At 65.8% G+C, this 15,694-nt stretch carries 12 protein-coding genes; all 12 read right to left on the bottom strand.

Going from position 1 to position 15,694, the window contains the following annotated elements; all coding sequences use genetic code 11:
- Positions 1–4: 4 nt before the first annotated feature.
- On the bottom strand, positions 5–1,228 hold the full coding sequence (gene dxr / locus QX034_RS32055; protein ID WP_315703501.1) for a 1-deoxy-D-xylulose-5-phosphate reductoisomerase: 1,224 nt from the start codon (positions 1,226–1,228) through the stop codon (positions 5–7).
- A 4-nt stretch (positions 1,229–1,232) separates the two neighbouring features.
- Complete coding sequence (locus QX034_RS32060) at positions 1,233–2,081, bottom strand: phosphatidate cytidylyltransferase (protein ID WP_316190505.1); 849 nt, start codon at positions 2,079–2,081, stop codon at positions 1,233–1,235.
- Positions 2,078–2,833: an isoprenyl transferase gene (locus tag QX034_RS32065; protein ID WP_315703499.1), complete on the bottom strand. Its 756-nt coding sequence runs from the start codon at positions 2,831–2,833 to the stop codon at positions 2,078–2,080. Before QX034_RS32065 ends, QX034_RS32060 begins: the two co-directional genes overlap by 4 nt.
- Before the next feature lie 12 nt (positions 2,834–2,845).
- The gene (gene frr, locus QX034_RS32070; RefSeq protein WP_315703498.1) at positions 2,846–3,409 is read right to left on the bottom strand and encodes a ribosome recycling factor; all 564 of its coding nucleotides are present in this window, start codon (positions 3,407–3,409) and stop codon (positions 2,846–2,848) included.
- A 165-nt stretch (positions 3,410–3,574) separates the two neighbouring features.
- Complete coding sequence (gene pyrH / locus QX034_RS32075; RefSeq protein WP_315703497.1) at positions 3,575–4,291, bottom strand: UMP kinase; 717 nt, start codon at positions 4,289–4,291, stop codon at positions 3,575–3,577.
- A gap of 67 nt (positions 4,292–4,358) precedes the next feature.
- Positions 4,359–5,282 carry a translation elongation factor Ts gene (tsf, locus tag QX034_RS32080; protein ID WP_315703496.1) on the bottom strand — a complete coding sequence of 308 codons (924 nt, stop codon included), beginning with the start codon at positions 5,280–5,282 and terminating at the stop codon, positions 4,359–4,361.
- Positions 5,283–5,410: 128 nt separating this feature from the next.
- Positions 5,411–6,403 (bottom strand): 30S ribosomal protein S2, encoded by a 993-nt coding sequence (locus QX034_RS32085; RefSeq protein ID WP_315703495.1) that lies wholly within the window; start codon positions 6,401–6,403, stop codon positions 5,411–5,413.
- 157 nt (positions 6,404–6,560) lie between these two features.
- The gene (locus QX034_RS32090) at positions 6,561–7,082 is read right to left on the bottom strand and encodes a DUF2846 domain-containing protein (RefSeq protein ID WP_315806589.1); all 522 of its coding nucleotides are present in this window, start codon (positions 7,080–7,082) and stop codon (positions 6,561–6,563) included.
- 153 nt (positions 7,083–7,235) lie between these two features.
- On the bottom strand, positions 7,236–8,198 hold the full coding sequence (locus QX034_RS32095) for an FHA domain-containing protein (protein ID WP_315768847.1): 963 nt from the start codon (positions 8,196–8,198) through the stop codon (positions 7,236–7,238).
- Entirely contained in the window at positions 8,195–9,448 is a 1,254-nt protein-coding gene (locus QX034_RS32100) for a S1C family serine protease (protein ID WP_409977514.1), read from the bottom strand. The genes QX034_RS32095 and QX034_RS32100 overlap by 4 nt, the downstream gene beginning before the upstream one ends.
- 242 nt (positions 9,449–9,690) lie before the next feature.
- On the bottom strand, positions 9,691–11,964 hold the full coding sequence (locus tag QX034_RS32105; RefSeq protein WP_316196257.1) for a caspase domain-containing protein: 2,274 nt from the start codon (positions 11,962–11,964) through the stop codon (positions 9,691–9,693).
- Between the two features lie 84 nt (positions 11,965–12,048).
- Positions 12,049–15,585 (bottom strand): DNA polymerase III subunit alpha, encoded by a 3,537-nt coding sequence (dnaE, locus tag QX034_RS32110; RefSeq protein WP_315703490.1) that lies wholly within the window; start codon positions 15,583–15,585, stop codon positions 12,049–12,051.
- Between the last annotated feature and the right edge of the window lie 109 nt (positions 15,586–15,694).

Below are 15,694 nucleotides of genomic sequence, written 5' to 3' on the forward strand. Positions count from 1 at the left end.
CGCTCTAAGATGCCTTTAGGGCAATTTCAGGCAAGAGGGCTGCGGCCTTTTTTCGCGCAGTTTGGTCAATGGCGATGGCGTCATCGGCCGAGGTGAGAGGTGCTAAATTACCCGATCTAATCCAATTCTCCAGGGTTGCCTCGACCAGGCGCGCGATCGCGCCGAACCGGATCTGACCGGCAATGAAGGCTGCCACCGCGACCTCGTTGGCGGCATTGAATACCGTGGTCGCGCCATTCCCGGTCCGCAAGGACTCATATGCCAGACGCAGACCAGGGAAACGCGCGAAATCCGGCGCCTCGAACGTCAGCGTGCCGATCTTGGCGAGATCGAGCTTGGCCGCCGGCCCCTTGATCCGGTCCGGCCAGCCCAGGCAATGCGCGATCGGGGTGCGCATGTCGGGCGTGCCGAGCTGGGCGACCACCGAGCAATCCGAAAACTCGACCATTCCGTGGATGATCGATTGCGGGTGCACCAGCACATCGATCTCGTCCGGCGACAACGCGAACAGATAGGACGCCTCGATCACCTCGAGGCCCTTGTTCATCATCGAGGCCGAATCGATCGTGATCTTCTGGCCCATGCTCCAGTTAGGATGTTTCAGCGCCTGCGCCAGGGTCGCCTGCTCGATATCGGCGGCGGCCCAGGTGCGGAACGGTCCGCCGGAGGCGGTGATGATGACCCGCACCAGTTCCTCGCGGTTGCCCGATGACAGCGCTTGGAACAATGCGTTGTGCTCGGAATCGGCGGGCAGGATGCAGGCGCCGGCCTGGGCGGCGCGCTGCATGAACATGTCGCCCGCACAGACCAGGCATTCCTTGTTGGCGAGCGCGACGGTCGCGCCGCGGTCGACCGCGGCGAGCGCCGGCTTCAATCCGGCCGCGCCCGAAACCGCCGCCATCACCCAGTCGGCCGGACGTGCGCCGGCCTCGATGATGGCGCTTTCCCCTGCCCCCGATTCGATGCCCGTGCCGGACAGCGCCTCGCGCAATTCGGACAGCCGCGATGGATCGGCCACCGCGACAAAGCCGGCGTTAAATTCCTTGGCGAGCTTGGCGAGCCCCTGCACGTTGCTGTTGCCGGTCAACGCCTCGACCCGATAGCGCTCGGGAGACGCCCGCAGCAGATCCATCGTGCTGTCGCCGATCGACCCGGTCGCGCCCAGCACGGTGATGCTGCGCACCGCCGCTCCGCTCGCCTTGTTATTCCGTAAAGGAACTGCGCTCATCGCTTCACCATATCAAAAGGCCGCGGCCGACGCCGTCGAGGCCGCCCCGCACCAAACCTAAGACTGCCGCAAACACGACCGCGGCGACGTAACCGTCGAGCCGATCCAACAGGCCGCCGTGGCCCGGGATGATGTGACTGGAGTCCTTGACCCCGAAACGCCGCTTCACGGCGGACTCAAACAGATCGCCAAGCTGCGAGACGATCGACAGCACGGCCGCAACGGCGAGGAACGGCACCAAGCGGCCGGCCCCGAAGGCCGACCATCCGGCAGCCACGAGCAGGCTGCCGACGAATCCGCCGATCGCGCCGGCCCAGGTCTTGTTCGGACTGATGTGCGGCGCAAGCTTCGGCCCGCCGATGCCGCGTCCGGCGACATAGCCGCCGATATCGCTCGCCCACACCACCAGCAGCACGAGCACCAGGGCAAACCAGCCATGCTCAGAGTCGAGGCGCACCAGCACAGAGGCCAATTGCGCCGCGGCCGTATAGACGAAGCCTGCGGCGGCCCAGCTGCGGTGACCGGCTGCGAGCGCGACGACCACGACAAGCCCAAGCCCAAGGACGATGACGGCGATATCGACCAGGCCGAACGCAAGACATACGCCGGCGACGGCCAGCAGCAGCGCCCCGGTCACGGTGACACTGACCGCGCGGACTTCGCCGACCACCATCAGCCATTCGACGTAAAGACCGATCGCCGCCACCGTCACGAGCACGGTCCAGAACACGCCGCCGGCATAGGCTGCCGCCAAGGCGAGCGGCGCCAGCACGAGAGCCGCGGCAACGCGCAACAGGAAATTATGCTGCGGCCCCTTGGCGTCGGCAGCGCTTGCGATGTCGGTTTTGCTCACGATGCGGTTTTCGTCACGAGGCCGCCGAAGCGACGTTCCCGCCGGCCGAATTCGGCGATCGCGCCCTCGAGCGCGGCCTTGTCGAAATCCGGCCAGTGAATGGGCACGAAAACCAGTTCGCTATAGGCGGCCTGCCACATCAGGAAGTTCGACAGGCGCTGCTCGCCGCTGGTGCGGATGATGAGATCGGGATCGGGAATATCGGGCGCGTCGAGATGGCGACCGATCGCATCGGCATCGATGGATGCCGGATCGCGCTTGCCCTCCGCGACTTCACGCGCCAGCTGCTGGACGGCCCGCGCGATTTCCTGGCGCGAGCCATAATTGAACGCGACCACCAGCGTCAGCTTGCTGTTGTTGCGGGTCAGCTCTTCGGCCTCGCTCAACAGCGCGCAGATGTCAGGCTCGAGGCCCGCGCGCTCGCCGATGACCCGCACCCTTACGCCGTCCCGATGCAGCGTCGCGAGATCGTTGCGGATGAAGCGGCGCAACAAGCCGAACAGATCGCCGATCTCGCTCGCCGGACGCGACCAGTTTTCCGAGCTGAAGGAAAAGATCGTGAGATAGCGGATGCCGAGCTCCGGCGCGGCGCGCACCACGCGCCGCAGCGCATCGACGCCACGACGATGGCCTTCCGCGCGCGGCAGGCCGCGTGCAGACGCCCAGCGGCCATTGCCATCCATGATGATGGCGACATGAGCCGGACCATCGGATCGGTCCGGCTCGTCCGTCATCGGGGCCGCGTTCGACATCGCAAATTCCCTTCAGACGGTCAGGATTTCCTTTTCCTTCGCCGCCAGCATCTGGTCGATCTCGGCAATGACGCCGTCAGTCGCCTTCTGCACGTCGGCGGCGAAACGCTCTTGATCGTCCTCGGAGATCTCGTGGTTCTTTTCGAGCTTCTTGACGGTGTCGAGTCCGTCGCGACGGACGTGGCGCACGGCCACGCGCGCAGCTTCCGCATATTTATGGGCGACCTTGACGAGTTCCTTGCGCCGCTCCTGGTTCAGTTCGGGAACGCGCAAGCGCAGCACCTGGCCCTCGGTCGCAGGCGTCAGCCCGAGATTGGAGTCGACGATCGCCTTCTCGACCGCCTTCACCATGGTCTTGTCCCAGACCTGGACCGACAACAGCCGCGGCTCCGGCACCGAGATGGTGGCGACCTGGTTCAAGGGCATGTGCGAGCCATAGGCGTCCACCTGGACCGGCTCGAGCATCGAGGCCGAGGCACGGCCGGTGCGCAGACCGCTGAGTTCGTGCTTGAGCGCCTGGGTCGCGCCCTGCATGCGGCGCTTCAATTCGTTGAGGTCGAACGCTCCAGTGGACATCACGCTTTCCTTTCTGCAACCCGTCGCTTCGCATCCGACTTGCGCGTCGTAAGCCTCAGTCGCGCTCAGTTCGGATCACGGAAGGACTATCAGCAAATCCCTGTTCGCTTCCGGTTTTTTACGCTCGCTTCCGAGCGTTCAACCGGTCCGCTGCCACCCGGCTGGTCAGCCGGCAACGATGGTGCCGCGGCCTGCGCCCTGCAACATCGCACCGATCGATCCGGGTTCGGCGATCGAGAACACAATGATAGGCAGCGACGTCTCGCGGGCAAGCGCGAATGCGGTCGCGTCCATCACCTTGTAACCGCCTTCGATCGCCTGAGAATGAGTCAGGCGGTCAAATCGCTGCGCCGACGGATCCTTCTTCGGATCGGCGCTATAGACGCCATCGACATTGGTGGCCTTGAACACCGCCTGGGCGTCGATCTCGGCAGCCCGCAGCACCGCAGTGGTATCGGTCGTGAAGAACGGATTACCGGTGCCGCCACCGAGCAGCAAGATGCGGCCCTCGGCAAGGTGCCTGTGCGCTGCAGCGCGGGTAAACAGCTCGCAGATCTCCGGCATCACGAAGGCCGACAATGCCTTGGCCGGCGTGCCCTTGCGCTCGATCGCGGCCTCAAGAGCGAGGCAGTTCATGATCGTGGCCAGCATGCCCATGGTGTCGCCGGTCGGCCGCGAAACGCCGTGGGCGGAGACCTCGACACCGCGGACCATGTTGCCGCCGCCGACGACGACAGCAATCTCGACCCCGAGCTGTTGGGCTGCGATCAGGTCACCGGCGATCCGGTCGACGGTCGGCTGGTCGATGCCGACGGAATGGGGGCCGGCGAGATATTCGCCGGACAACTTGACCACGACGCGACGATAGACCGGCTCAGCCATGTGCTATGCTTCCCTATCCCGCGCGAGCCGGCGTCGCGAAAACGATGCCGGCCCTTCGATTCGGCCGTTACTTCTTGCCGCTGGCGGCGGCGACTTCGGCTGCGAAGTCGGTCTCTTCCTTCTCGATGCCTTCGCCGAGCGCATAGCGGACGAAGCCGGCAATCTTGATCGGACCACCGACCTTACCCTCGGCTTCCTTCAGCGCCTGCGCCACCGACTTGCCGCTGTCGTGGATGAAGGCCTGCTCGAGCAGACAGACCTCCTTGTAGAAGGTCTTCAGGCCCGATTCGACGATCTTCTCGATCACGTTTTCCGGCTTGCCCTGCTGACGGTACTTGTCGGCGAGCACGTCCTTCTCGCGCTTGACGAGCTCGGGATCCAGGCCCGTGGGATCGATCGCCTGCGGGTTGGCGGCCGCGACATGCATCGCGAGCTGGCGGCCGAGATGCGCGAGTTCATCGGTCTTGCCGGACGATTCCAGCGCAACGATAACGCCCATCTTGCCGGCGCCTTCGATCACGGCACCATGAACGTAGCTCGACACCACGCCCTGATTGACCGTAAGCGTGGCGGCACGGCGCAGCGTCTGGTTCTCGCCGATAGTGGCGATCGAGTCCGCGATCGCGGCTTCCACCGTGATGCTGCCGACCTTGGCGGCCTTGATCTTCTCGATGTCGGCGCCGGCGTCGAGCGCGACTTGCGCGATCATCTTGACCAGGCCCTGGAAGTGCTCGTTGCGGGCGACGAAATCGGTCTCGGAATTGACCTCGACCAGCACGCCCTTATTGCCCGCCGTCAGCGCACCGATCAGGCCCTCGGCCGCGACGCGGCCGGCCTTCTTCGCCGCCTTCGAGAGGCCCTTCTTGCGCAGCCAATCCTGCGCAGCCTGCAGGTCGCCACCGGTCTCAGTGAGAGCGGCCTTGCAATCCATCATGCCTGCGCCGGTCGACTCGCGCAGGTCCTTGACCATCGCTGCGGTGATAGTAGCCATTATGAGCGTCCTTTTGCCTGTGCAGATCGCGGCGCGCCACCGGGTGCGCGCCGTCCGCCGTCAGGAAATGCGTAGATCGATCGTCATGGCCGGCGTATGACGCCGGCCACCATTTTAAGCCCGCGAGCTTAAGCGTCCGCGAGAGACTTCGCCTGGGCGACCCAGGCGTCGGCCCGGCTCGGCAGACCGACTTCTTCGCCGATCTGATGTGCGGTGTCGTGGTCGAGCTCGGCGAGCTGCCAGTAATGGAAGATGCCGAGATCGTTCAGCTTCTTCTCGATCGCGCCGGACACGCCGGTGAGCTTCTTGAGATCGTCGGCGGTGCCGCGCGGTCCAGGCAGGCCCTGGAACTTCGAGGCGGTCGGCGCGGTCGGCAGATCTTCCTGCATCGGGGTCGCGGAGGCACCGACATCGATGCCGAGCTCACCCTGTGCCCGCGAAATGCCGTCGATCGCGGCGCGCGCGACCAGGTCGCAATACAGCGAAATGGCGCGGCCGGCGTCGTCATTGCCCGGCACCACATAGGTGATGCCCTTCGGGTCGCAATTGGTATCGACGATCGCGGCGACCGGGATATTGAGGCGCTGGGCCTCCTGGATCGCGATGTCTTCCTTGTTGGTGTCGATCACGAAGATCAGGTCGGGCAGACCGCCCATGTCCTTGATGCCGCCGAGCGAACGATCGAGCTTATCGCGCTCACGCTGCAGGGTCAGCCGCTCCTTCTTGGTGTAGGAATTGGCTTCGCCCGAGGACAGCACCTCGTCGAGATGACGCAGGCGCTTGATCGAGGCCGAGATCGTCTTCCAGTTGGTCAGCGTGCCGCCGAGCCAGCGCGAATTGACGAAATACTGCGCGGAGCGCTTGGCGGCGTCGGCGACATTGTCCTGCGCCTGGCGCTTGGTGCCGACGAACAGGATGCGGCCGCCCTTGGCGACGGTGTCGCTGACGGCCTGCAGCGCAGTATGCAGCAGCGGCACGGTCTGAGCGAGGTCGATGATATGGATGTTGTTGCGGGCCCCGAAAATGAAATCGGCCATTTTCGGATTCCAGCGGTGAGACTGGTGACCAAAGTGCACGCCAGCTTCAAGCAGCTGGCGCATGGTGAAATCGGGCAGCGCCATTGGTTCTATTCTCCGGTTGGTTCCTCCGGAAACGCGTGAGCAAATGCGAGCCTTGCGGCCCGGTTTGCCACCGGACGGCCTCTCAAGAGAGCCATGTTTCCGTGTGAGATGGCGCGCTATATAGCCGGATTTTCGCGTAACGCAAGGAAATTGGAGGCTATTCGGCCTGCAGAAGCTCCGCGAGGGCCGGTCTCGCCTGCTGTTCCTGGAGCGGAACGAAGTCGACCGGGCCCTTGTTGTCCGCTCCCGACGATGCCGCCGCCATCACCCCGACGCCGACGAGACCGAAAACCATCCCACCGCCCTGCATCGCCCTGGACCGCTCGCTCGGCCGGATCGAAAAGAAATAGGTCCGACCCGGCTCGGTATCGAAATCGAGGGTGGAATCGCCGGGAAACAGCGTCTGGGTGGCGACGAGATGGTGGTGGCCGGCGGGCCGGTCGACATAGGCATAGGTTCCGGGCAGCACCCGGCTCAGCAAAACCCCATCGACCTTGGCGTCGCAGCTCGTGGCATCGAGCCAGGATTCCTTCTGGCTGAGAATGACGACACGGGATTGCCCGGCTTTGGGGGGCCCTACCTTCTGCGCCACGACGGCAAATTCCGTCCCCTCCTTGCCGGTGACACAACCAGATACCAGCAGGGCCAAACTCAGCCCCGCAACCGCACGCCATTCCATTGCCGCCCCCGTAATTCCCCGGACACGGTATGACGGTGGCGGAACCTCTGCAACCTGTGGCGACGTCGGAGTCTGAATTGCGCTTGAACTTGAAGGTGTGGCTTCAGAGTTCCAAGGCTGCTGCCGACGGGCCGCAGCTCAAAAGAGCGCGGCTTAATGGTCGCGACTGGCCTTGCTCGCCTCGGAACGATCGGCGTCCAGTTTGAGCTTCAGCTTTTCGATGTCGCCCATGAGCGCCCCCTCGTCCCGCAGCGGAACCAGCCGCAGCGACGGCGGCAGGATGACATGGGAAACGGTCTGCCGGCCCGAATTGGCAAAGGCCTCGGAGCGCTGCAAGGTCTGTACGGCGATCGCGGTCACGAGCAGCAGCCCCACGACGACGCCTTTTGCCACCAGGTGGGTGCGGCCGACCTCGCGCAGATGCAGGAAACAGACTGCCGCGATCACCAGCCAGGATGCGACATATTGGTAGGTGAATGCGCCCGGCCAGGTCAGGGCGAATGAGGACACCTGCGCGAACTCGCTGTAGAGCCAGAACGCCAGCAGCCCCGCCTCCGCGATCAGGACATGATGCAGAAACATCGAGCGGCCAGCAAACAGGCGCGACAGCAAGGACCACATACCCACCCAGGCCGCGGCGGTGCCGAACAAAGCGAGTGACGGCAGCAGATAGTTCGACGCATGCGACTCGGAGGTCTCGCCGATCCAGATGAGCAGCGCGTCGATGCCGAGCAGCAGGACACCGAGGCCCAGCGCAGCGCCGATTTGCAGCGACCTGCGCTCCGATCCTGCGAGCCGCTCAGGTTCGACGGCGTGGCTGATCTCGCGGATCCGCAGCAGACTCTGTCCGATCCGGATCGGCTGGATGCCGTCCAGCGTCACGCGCGCGCACCGGCTCTTGTTCTTCTCCAGATAAAGACCGTTGGCGCTGCCGAGATCCTCGGCGACAAGCCGTCCGGATTCGTCGCGGAAGATCCGGACGTGCTGTGCAGCGACATAGGGGTCATCGACGACGACGTCGTTGTCGTAGCCGCGGCCGATGGTGATCTCGGGACGGTCGATGCGAAAGCGCCCGACGACGTCGCGATGCCTGGAGAGAATCTCGACCCAGATCATCGGACGACCTGCAACCCGTTGATGAAGCTCCGGCCGAGATGCATCGCATCTTCATAAGCGACCGCCTGCAGGCTGAGGCGCGAGACCAGCGCTTCGTCACCATGATCCTGCGTCACGGCCACGAGCACGACATCGTACAGGCCGGCGAATTCCCGATAGCCCTGGGCGCACCAAATGACCCGCAGCGGCGGATGAGCAGAGGCTGGCGCCAGACCGACGAAATCCTCCAGACATCGCTGCGGCGTGTACCATTTGCGGAACGAGCCGCCGGGCGTCAGCCGCGGCTGCGCCAGTTGCGTCAGCACGGTGGCGAACTGGAATTCGTTCAGGTCGATCGACTTGGCGTATGAATTGCTCATCTGGACCGTGCCGGTGTTCAGATCAGAGGCGATGAACACGCTGGCATCGGCGGTGCAGGTGGTCGAATTGATGTTGGTGCGCGGCTTCGGCGAGGCGCTGGCATTGGTCTGGCTCCAGCACTCGAACCAGGGCGCACGGGTTTCCGGGGCCTGATACGGCCCGAGCGAGGCCGCGCGAAACCCCTGCTGGGCAAACGACCGGTACAGCGCCGAGCGCCACGCCGCCAACTGCTCGGTGACGTCGTTGCGCAGGTCCGCGGGCGAGGGCCGCCGCTCGCGCGATCGCTCCAGCAAGGCGGCTGCAAACCGCGCCGGCACCAGGAAGCTGATGAGCTGGCCGCCGCGGCGGGTGGCGACGTTGATGCCGACCACCTGCCCCTGTGTATTGACCGACGGTCCGCCGCTCATGCCGGGATTGAGCGCACCGGTGAAATGGATGTGTTCGTTGTAGCTGTGCTCAACCAGGCCGTTATAGGTGCCCTCGACGATGGTGAACCCGAGGTCGAGCGGATTGCCCAGCGAATAGAGCCGCTCGCCCTTTTGCAGACTGCCGTCCAGCGCCGCCTTGTCGAAGCTGAAGAACGGCGCGTCGTGCTTGTCGACGCGAATGAGCGCGAGGTCGTTCGGCAGATCGACAGCAAGCAGACTGACCTCGCCGTGGGTTCCGTCCGCCGCGGTGTATTCGAGCCGGTAGGTCTTGGGCTCGAGCGCCACATCCGAGACGACATGATAGTTGGTGATGGCAAGCCCGTCCGCGGAGACCAGAAATCCGGAGCCGGTCGAGGTCTGCCGGCCGGCATCCGCAACCAGCGTGCGGATCTGCAACAGCCGCGGCGGTGCCGAGGCATAGACCCCCTCGGCGCCCGACGGCGTCTGGGCCGCCGCCGGCATGATGCTGCAAAGGCTGAGCGCGACGGCGCCAAGCCGCAGCAACGCGCGCAAAATGCTGGCAGTCAGTTTCAAAGAGGCCCCCGCAACGCACCCTCGCCCGAGGCGTTTCACGCCAGAGATCGAGGACGCATGACCCGGCGGCCCGCCAATAACGAAAACGCCGGGCAGTTGCAACCGCGGCCGCCGTCACCGAATCGGTGCGCGCCGATGGCCGCTCCACCGCTCGCGATCGCCGCGCGAGCTCAGCAATGCTGCACGTTCGGCGGGCACTTCTTCTGTTGCGGCGGCGGCCCAGGTCTCGCCGCCTGCGGAGGCGGCGCAGGCCGTGCCATCTGCTGCGGGGGCGGTGCAGGCCTCGCCATCGGCGGGGGAGCCGCAGGCCGTGGCGGCGGCGGCGCAGAGGGCCGGACCATCGCCGCAGCCGGCGGCCGCGGAGCCTGCGGTGGCGGAGCGGCATGAACCGTCGGTGGCGGTGCCGGCCGGGCAGCCGGGGGCGGCGCGGAAAGACGTGCCGCAGGCGGCGACGGATGCGCAGGTGGCGGGGCTGCGCGTTCGATCCGAGGATGCGCCTCCGGCCTTGCCGGCGGTGCCGCGGCCGGCATGGTCTGGGGCTGGGCGCCGGACGGCGGCGGCTTGGTGGATGGCGCGGCGGCCGCACCCGGCGGGGTCCGGTTGACCTGCAGATTCGATGGCGTCGGCGGCTGTCCTGGCGACGGCGGCGAAGACGTCCGCGGATTCGGCGCGGTGGTGACAGCTGCCGGTGCCGGCGGCGCGCCATGACTGCCGGGCACCGGCAGTGCGTTAGGATGCGGCAGGTTTGCCGCCGGTGCAGCTGGTGGCGACGGCGCCGCGCTTGGCGTCACGTTGGCCGGAGCCGGCTGCGGCGTACCGGGGGCGCGCCCGATCGGACTGATCGCAGCGCTCGGCGGCACCGGGGCCTTGCCCTGCTGGATCAGCGTGGCCCGTTGCGCCACCGCGGGCGGCAAGGCCGGCGCGGCGGCAGGCACCGGATGGGGACCGGCGGCGACCGGTGCGCCCGGCGCGGGTGCCGGAGGCGGCGGCTGGTTGATCACCGTGTTGATGACGTTCGTATTGTGGATGTTGTTGAAGATGATGTTGTTCGGTGGCGGCGCCACATAGACCGGCGCCCGGACATAGACCGGTATCGGCACGAACACCGGCTGCGGCAACACGAACAGCCCGACCGGCTCGGTCGGCGGCGACAGCACCACGAAATCCGGCGGCGGCGGCGGCAGCACGAACACCGGCGGCGGTGGCGGCGGCGCGAAGGCAAATTCGGGATCGGAGAACATCAGCACCGGACGGTCGACATAGATGACCTCGTCCGGCGGGGGCGGCGGCACGTCGTAATCCATCATCGCAAAGGACGGCGGCGGCTCCAGCGGCGCGGTCAGGATCGCCAGCCGCCGCCGCGCGTCCTCGGCGTGCGGGCCGTGCGGGTAGCGTCTGAGATAGGACCAATACGCATCCGGCGTGTCGGCACGGTAGGTGCGGCGCCACGTGATGGCCTCGCGCCTGATCGCGACCAGCGCCCTCACCCGCTTCGCCAGCGGATCGCTTGGAAACGCGGCCAGGAACTCCTCATAGCCCTGCAGCGAGTCGCGCTCCAGCGCGGCCGTATAGGCCTCCTGAACCGACAACTCGCGCAGCGGCCGCTCGCGCATGGCGACGACCTGCGCCGGCTGCGCCTGCGCTGCGGGTGCATCCGGCGCGCGATCGAAGAAGCTGAAGGTGGCCTGGATCTTCTGTGCGTCCCACGGCACCTGCGCGCCCTTGGTGGCCTCGTTGACGCGGAGCCGGACCCGATCGAACACGTCCGGCAGCGACAAGCCGCCGGTACGGATCATTTCGGCGAGCGATTGCGCATAGATCCCATAAGTGCCGCTCTCGCTCGGCGCGACCGTGCCGGGAGCCGCGTTGAAGGCGATCAGCATGTTGTTGTCCGGTTCGACCAGTGCGAGACCACCGGCGAGCTGTCCGCCCTGGACGAATGGCTGCTGGCGCGCGGCATCGAGCACGACAATGCTCGCCTTGAGCGGGATTGCCGCGAGCTGCCGCAGATAGTCGCCGATCCGCAAGCCCTCGGTCGGGATGTCGGTGTCGCGATTGATCGTGGAATCGACCGGGATGAAATAGTTCTCGCCCGCCATCTGCACGCCGTAGCCGGCGAGATAGATCATCGCGACCGTATTGTTGTCCGACGACTGCGCCTTCTGCATGAAGTCGCGAAAGCTCTTGCGCAGGCTGTCGCCGTCGAGGTCGCGGGCGCCGATCACGTCGAAACCGGCCGCCTGCAGGGTCTGCGCGATCAGCCCGGCATCGTTGGCCGTCGTGGCGAGCGGTCCCTTGGCATAGGCGCCGTTACCGATCACGAGCGCGATGCGCTTTTCCTGACCGGGCTGCTGCTGTGCGGCCGCCGGCGGCGCCAGCCGCAGCGCGAGGCCTATGAGAAGCAGGCAGATGAAAAGAAAACACGACCTCCCGGCCAATCGCATTGGAGCCTCCGGCACTCGCAGACAATCACCTGGATTCAGCGATCCATCAGCTGAACCGCAGTTGAACGGCGCAGTTCCTCGCCATCAGAGCGTCTGGACCTCGACGACACCGGTCACCGCTTTGATCGCGCCCGCAATTTGTGGCGAAACCTTGAAGCGGCCCGGCAGCTTCATCTCGACCTCGGTCTCGACGTCCAGCATCATGACCAGCGAGACCTCACCCTCGCCGGCCGCCGCACGCGGCACCAGCGGGGACGCCGTTCCCTTCGCAAGTGCACCATTGCCGGTACCATTGCCGTTGACGGGCTGGGCTTCCGGCCCCTGCAGCCGCTTGACGATCGAGTCGAGCGGCTTGGTGTCGCGCAGGAAGATCCGCAAGCCGCGCTGCGTCTTGGCGGCGGCGTCATCGAGCGGTTCGGCATGCAGCACCCGGGCGCGGACGTCCTCGCCCTGCAGCTCGGCCCCTAGCTGCAGCAGCACGGCGGCACCTGGCTCCAGCACGTCGCGATATTGCGCCAACCCTTCGGAGAACAGCACGGCCTCGAAATGTCCGGTGGGGTCGGACAGGCCGATGATTCCCATCTTGTTGCCGGTCTTGGTGCGGCGCTCCATACGCGACACCACGGTGGCGGCCACCTTGCCGGCGGTCGCGCCGGTCTTCACCGCGCGCGAGAACTCCGCCCAGCTCTGCACCCGCAGCCGCTTCAGCGCCGTCGCATAATCGTCGAGCGGATGGCCGGACAGAAAGAAGCCGATCGCATCATATTCGCGCCGCAGGCGCTCGGCCGGCAGCCAGTTCTCGATGTTCGGAAGCACGATGGTCGGCGCGTCCGCCGCATTGCCGAACATGTCGTTCTGGCCTGAGGTTTCGGCTTCATGCGCGCGCTGGCAGGCCGCGACGATCGCATCCGCGCCGGCGAACACCCGCGCCCGGTTCGTGTCGACCACATCGAAGGCGCCGGCCGCAGCGAGGCTTTCGATGATTCGCTTGTTGATGGCCCGCGGATTGACGCGGGCGGCAAAGTCCGCAAGCGACTTGAACGGCCCGCTCTTGTTTCGGGCCTCCACGATGAGCTCGATCGCCTGCGGGCCGACGCCCTTGAGCGCTGCGAGCGCGTAATAGATCGTGTTGCCGCTGACCTCGAAGGTCGGCCCGGACTTGTTGATCGAGGGCGGCTCGACCTTGATGCCGAGGCGCTGAGCTTCGGAGCGGAATTCCGAGAGCTTGTCGGTATTGTTGAGATCGAGCGTCATCGACGCCGCGATGAACTCGACCGGATAATGCGCCTTCATATAGGCGGTGTGGTAGGACACCAGCGCATAGGCCGCGGCATGCGACTTGTTGAAGCCGTAGTCGGCGAACTTGGCAAGCAGGTCGAAGATGGTGTCGGCCTGATCCTTCGGCACGCCGTTCTTGATCGCGCCGTCGACGAAGCGGACGCGCTGCTTGTCCATCTCGGCGCGGATCTTCTTGCCCATGGCGCGGCGCAACAGGTCGGCTTCGCCGAGCGAATAGCCGGACATCTGCTGCGCGACCTGCATCACCTGCTCCTGATAGATGATGACGCCGAACGTCTCTTTCAGGATCGGCTCCAGGATCGGATGCAGATATTCCGGCTCCTCCTCGCCATGCTTGCGGGCGCAATAGGTCGGGATGTTCGCCATCGGGCCCGGCCGGTACAGCGCGACCAGCGCGATGATGTCCTCGAAACGGTCCGGGCGCATATCGATCAGCGCCCGCCGCATGCCCTGACTTTCAACTTGGAACACGCCGACCACATCACCGCGCGCCAGCATCTGATAGCTCGTGGCATCGTCGATCGGCAGCGTCGGAAGATCGACATGAACGTCGCGCTGCTTCAGCAGCTTCACCGCGACGTCGAGCACGGTGAGCGTCTTGAGGCCCAAGAAGTCGAATTTGACGAGGCCGGCCGGCTCGACCCATTTCATGTTGAACTGGGTGACCGGCATGTCGGATTTCGGATCGCGATAGAGCGGTACGAGCTCGCTCAACGGACGGTCGCCGATCACGATGCCGGCCGCGTGGGTGGAGGCGTGGCGCGTCAGGCCTTCGAGCCGCATCGCGATGTCGAAGGCGCGCGCCACCACCGGATCCTCGTCGCGGAAGGCCTGCAGCTTCGGCTCGCCCTCGATCGCGGCCGCCAAGGTGACGGGCGCGGCCGGATTCTGCGGCACCAGCTTGGTCAGCTTGTCGACCTGGCCGTAGGGCATCTGCAGCACGCGGCCGACGTCACGCAACACGCCGCGCGCCTGCAACGTACCGAAGGTGATGATTTGCGCCACCTGGTCGCGCCCGTAGCGCTGCTGCACGTAGGAGATCACTTCGCCGCGGCGGTCCTGGCAGAAGTCGATGTCGAAGTCCGGCATCGAGACGCGCTCGGGATTGAGGAAGCGCTCGAACAGCAGTGCGAACCGCATCGGGTCGAGATCGGTGATCGTGAGCACCCAGGCGACCAGCGAGCCTGCGCCGGAGCCACGGCCTGGTCCGACCGGAATGCCGTGCGCCTTGGCCCATTTGATGAAGTCGGACACGATCAGGAAGTAGCCCGCATATTTCATGCGGGTGATGACGTCGAGCTCGAAGGCGAGCCGCTTCTGATAGTCCTCCTCTGTCATGCCCGGCGCGAGGCCGTGCACGCGCAGCCGCCGCTCCAACCCCTCTTCCGCCTGGCGCTTCAATTCGGCGGCCTCGGCACTGGCCGCATCGGCGGCGTCGGTGCCGGCGCCGACCGTGAACAGCGGCAGGATCGGCTTGCGCGTCCTGGGCCGGAACGAACAACGTTGGGCGATCTCGACGGTCGATGCCAACGCCTCCGGAATATCCGCGAACAACACCGCCATTTCCGCGCGGGTCTTGAAGCGGTGGTCGGGCGTCAACTGCGCGCGCTCGGTGTCGGCGATCAGATGCCCGCCGGCGATGCAGAGCAGTGCGTCGTGGGCTTCGTAATCGTCGCTCGCGGCGAAATACGGCTCGTTGGTCGCGACCAGGGGCAGGCCCTGCGCATAGGCGATATCGATCAGGCCGCTCTCGACGCGGCGCTCCTTGTCCATGCCGTGGCGTTGCAGTTCGACATAGAGGCGATCGCCAAATACGCTCGCCAGTCGCTCGCAGCGCTGCCCGGCGAGCGCGGCATGATCGTGCTGGATCGCAAGCGAGATCGGCCCATCGGGCCCGCCGGTCAGCGCGATCAGCCCATCGGCGCCCTCCTTCAGCCAGTCATACTTGATGTGCGGCGCCTGGTGGGTCGGCGTCTCCAGAAATGCGCGCGAGTTCAGCCGCATCAGGTGGCGGTAGCCCTCCTCGCGCGCCGCCAGCAGCACGATTCGGGCAGGGGTTGCGATCGCTCCGGCGCTGCGGGCGTTCGGATCGACGTCGCCGAAATCGATCGCCAGCTCGCAGCCGATGATCGGCTGGATGCCATAGCCCGCCATCTTCTCGGAAAATTCCAGCGCACCGAACATGTTGTCGGTGTCGGTCAGCGCCAGCGCCGGCTGCCGGTCCGCCTTGGCAAGCTCGCTGAGCTTGCCGATCTTGATCGAACCTTTCAGCAGCGAATAGGCGGAATGGACGTGGAGATGGATGAATCCAGCGCTGGACATGCTCGCCTTTGATTTCAGAAGTCTGTCTTCCCGGAATCTTGGTTTCCGGGATCACGACGTAGGACGCGGCTGCCGGCAGGTTCGGTCGTCGCCTCTCCTCAACCGACTC

The sequence above is a fragment of the Bradyrhizobium sp. SZCCHNR3119 genome, from assembly GCF_032487775.1.
GTDB lineage: Bacteria > Pseudomonadota > Alphaproteobacteria > Rhizobiales > Xanthobacteraceae > Bradyrhizobium.

Coding starts and splice junctions, on each gene's coding strand:
- dxr (WP_315703501.1), bottom strand. CDS start 1,228: ATGAGCGCAGTTCCTTTACGGAATAACAAGGCGAGCGGAGCGGCGGTG.
- QX034_RS32065 (WP_315703499.1), bottom strand. CDS start 2,833: ATGTCGAACGCGGCCCCGATGACGGACGAGCCGGACCGATCCGATGGT.
- frr (WP_315703498.1), bottom strand. CDS start 3,409: ATGTCCACTGGAGCGTTCGACCTCAACGAATTGAAGCGCCGCATGCAG.
- pyrH (WP_315703497.1), bottom strand. CDS start 4,291: ATGGCTGAGCCGGTCTATCGTCGCGTCGTGGTCAAGTTGTCCGGCGAA.
- tsf (WP_315703496.1), bottom strand. CDS start 5,282: ATGGCTACTATCACCGCAGCGATGGTCAAGGACCTGCGCGAGTCGACC.
- QX034_RS32085 (WP_315703495.1), bottom strand. CDS start 6,403: ATGGCGCTGCCCGATTTCACCATGCGCCAGCTGCTTGAAGCTGGCGTG.
- QX034_RS32090 (WP_315806589.1), bottom strand. CDS start 7,082: ATGGAATGGCGTGCGGTTGCGGGGCTGAGTTTGGCCCTGCTGGTATCT.
- QX034_RS32095 (WP_315768847.1), bottom strand. CDS start 8,198: ATGATCTGGGTCGAGATTCTCTCCAGGCATCGCGACGTCGTCGGGCGC.
- QX034_RS32100 (WP_409977514.1), bottom strand. CDS start 9,448: ATGCCGGCGGCGGCCCAGACGCCGTCGGGCGCCGAGGGGGTCTATGCC.
- QX034_RS32105 (WP_316196257.1), bottom strand. CDS start 11,964: ATGCGATTGGCCGGGAGGTCGTGTTTTCTTTTCATCTGCCTGCTTCTC.
- dnaE (WP_315703490.1), bottom strand. CDS start 15,585: ATGTCCAGCGCTGGATTCATCCATCTCCACGTCCATTCCGCCTATTCG.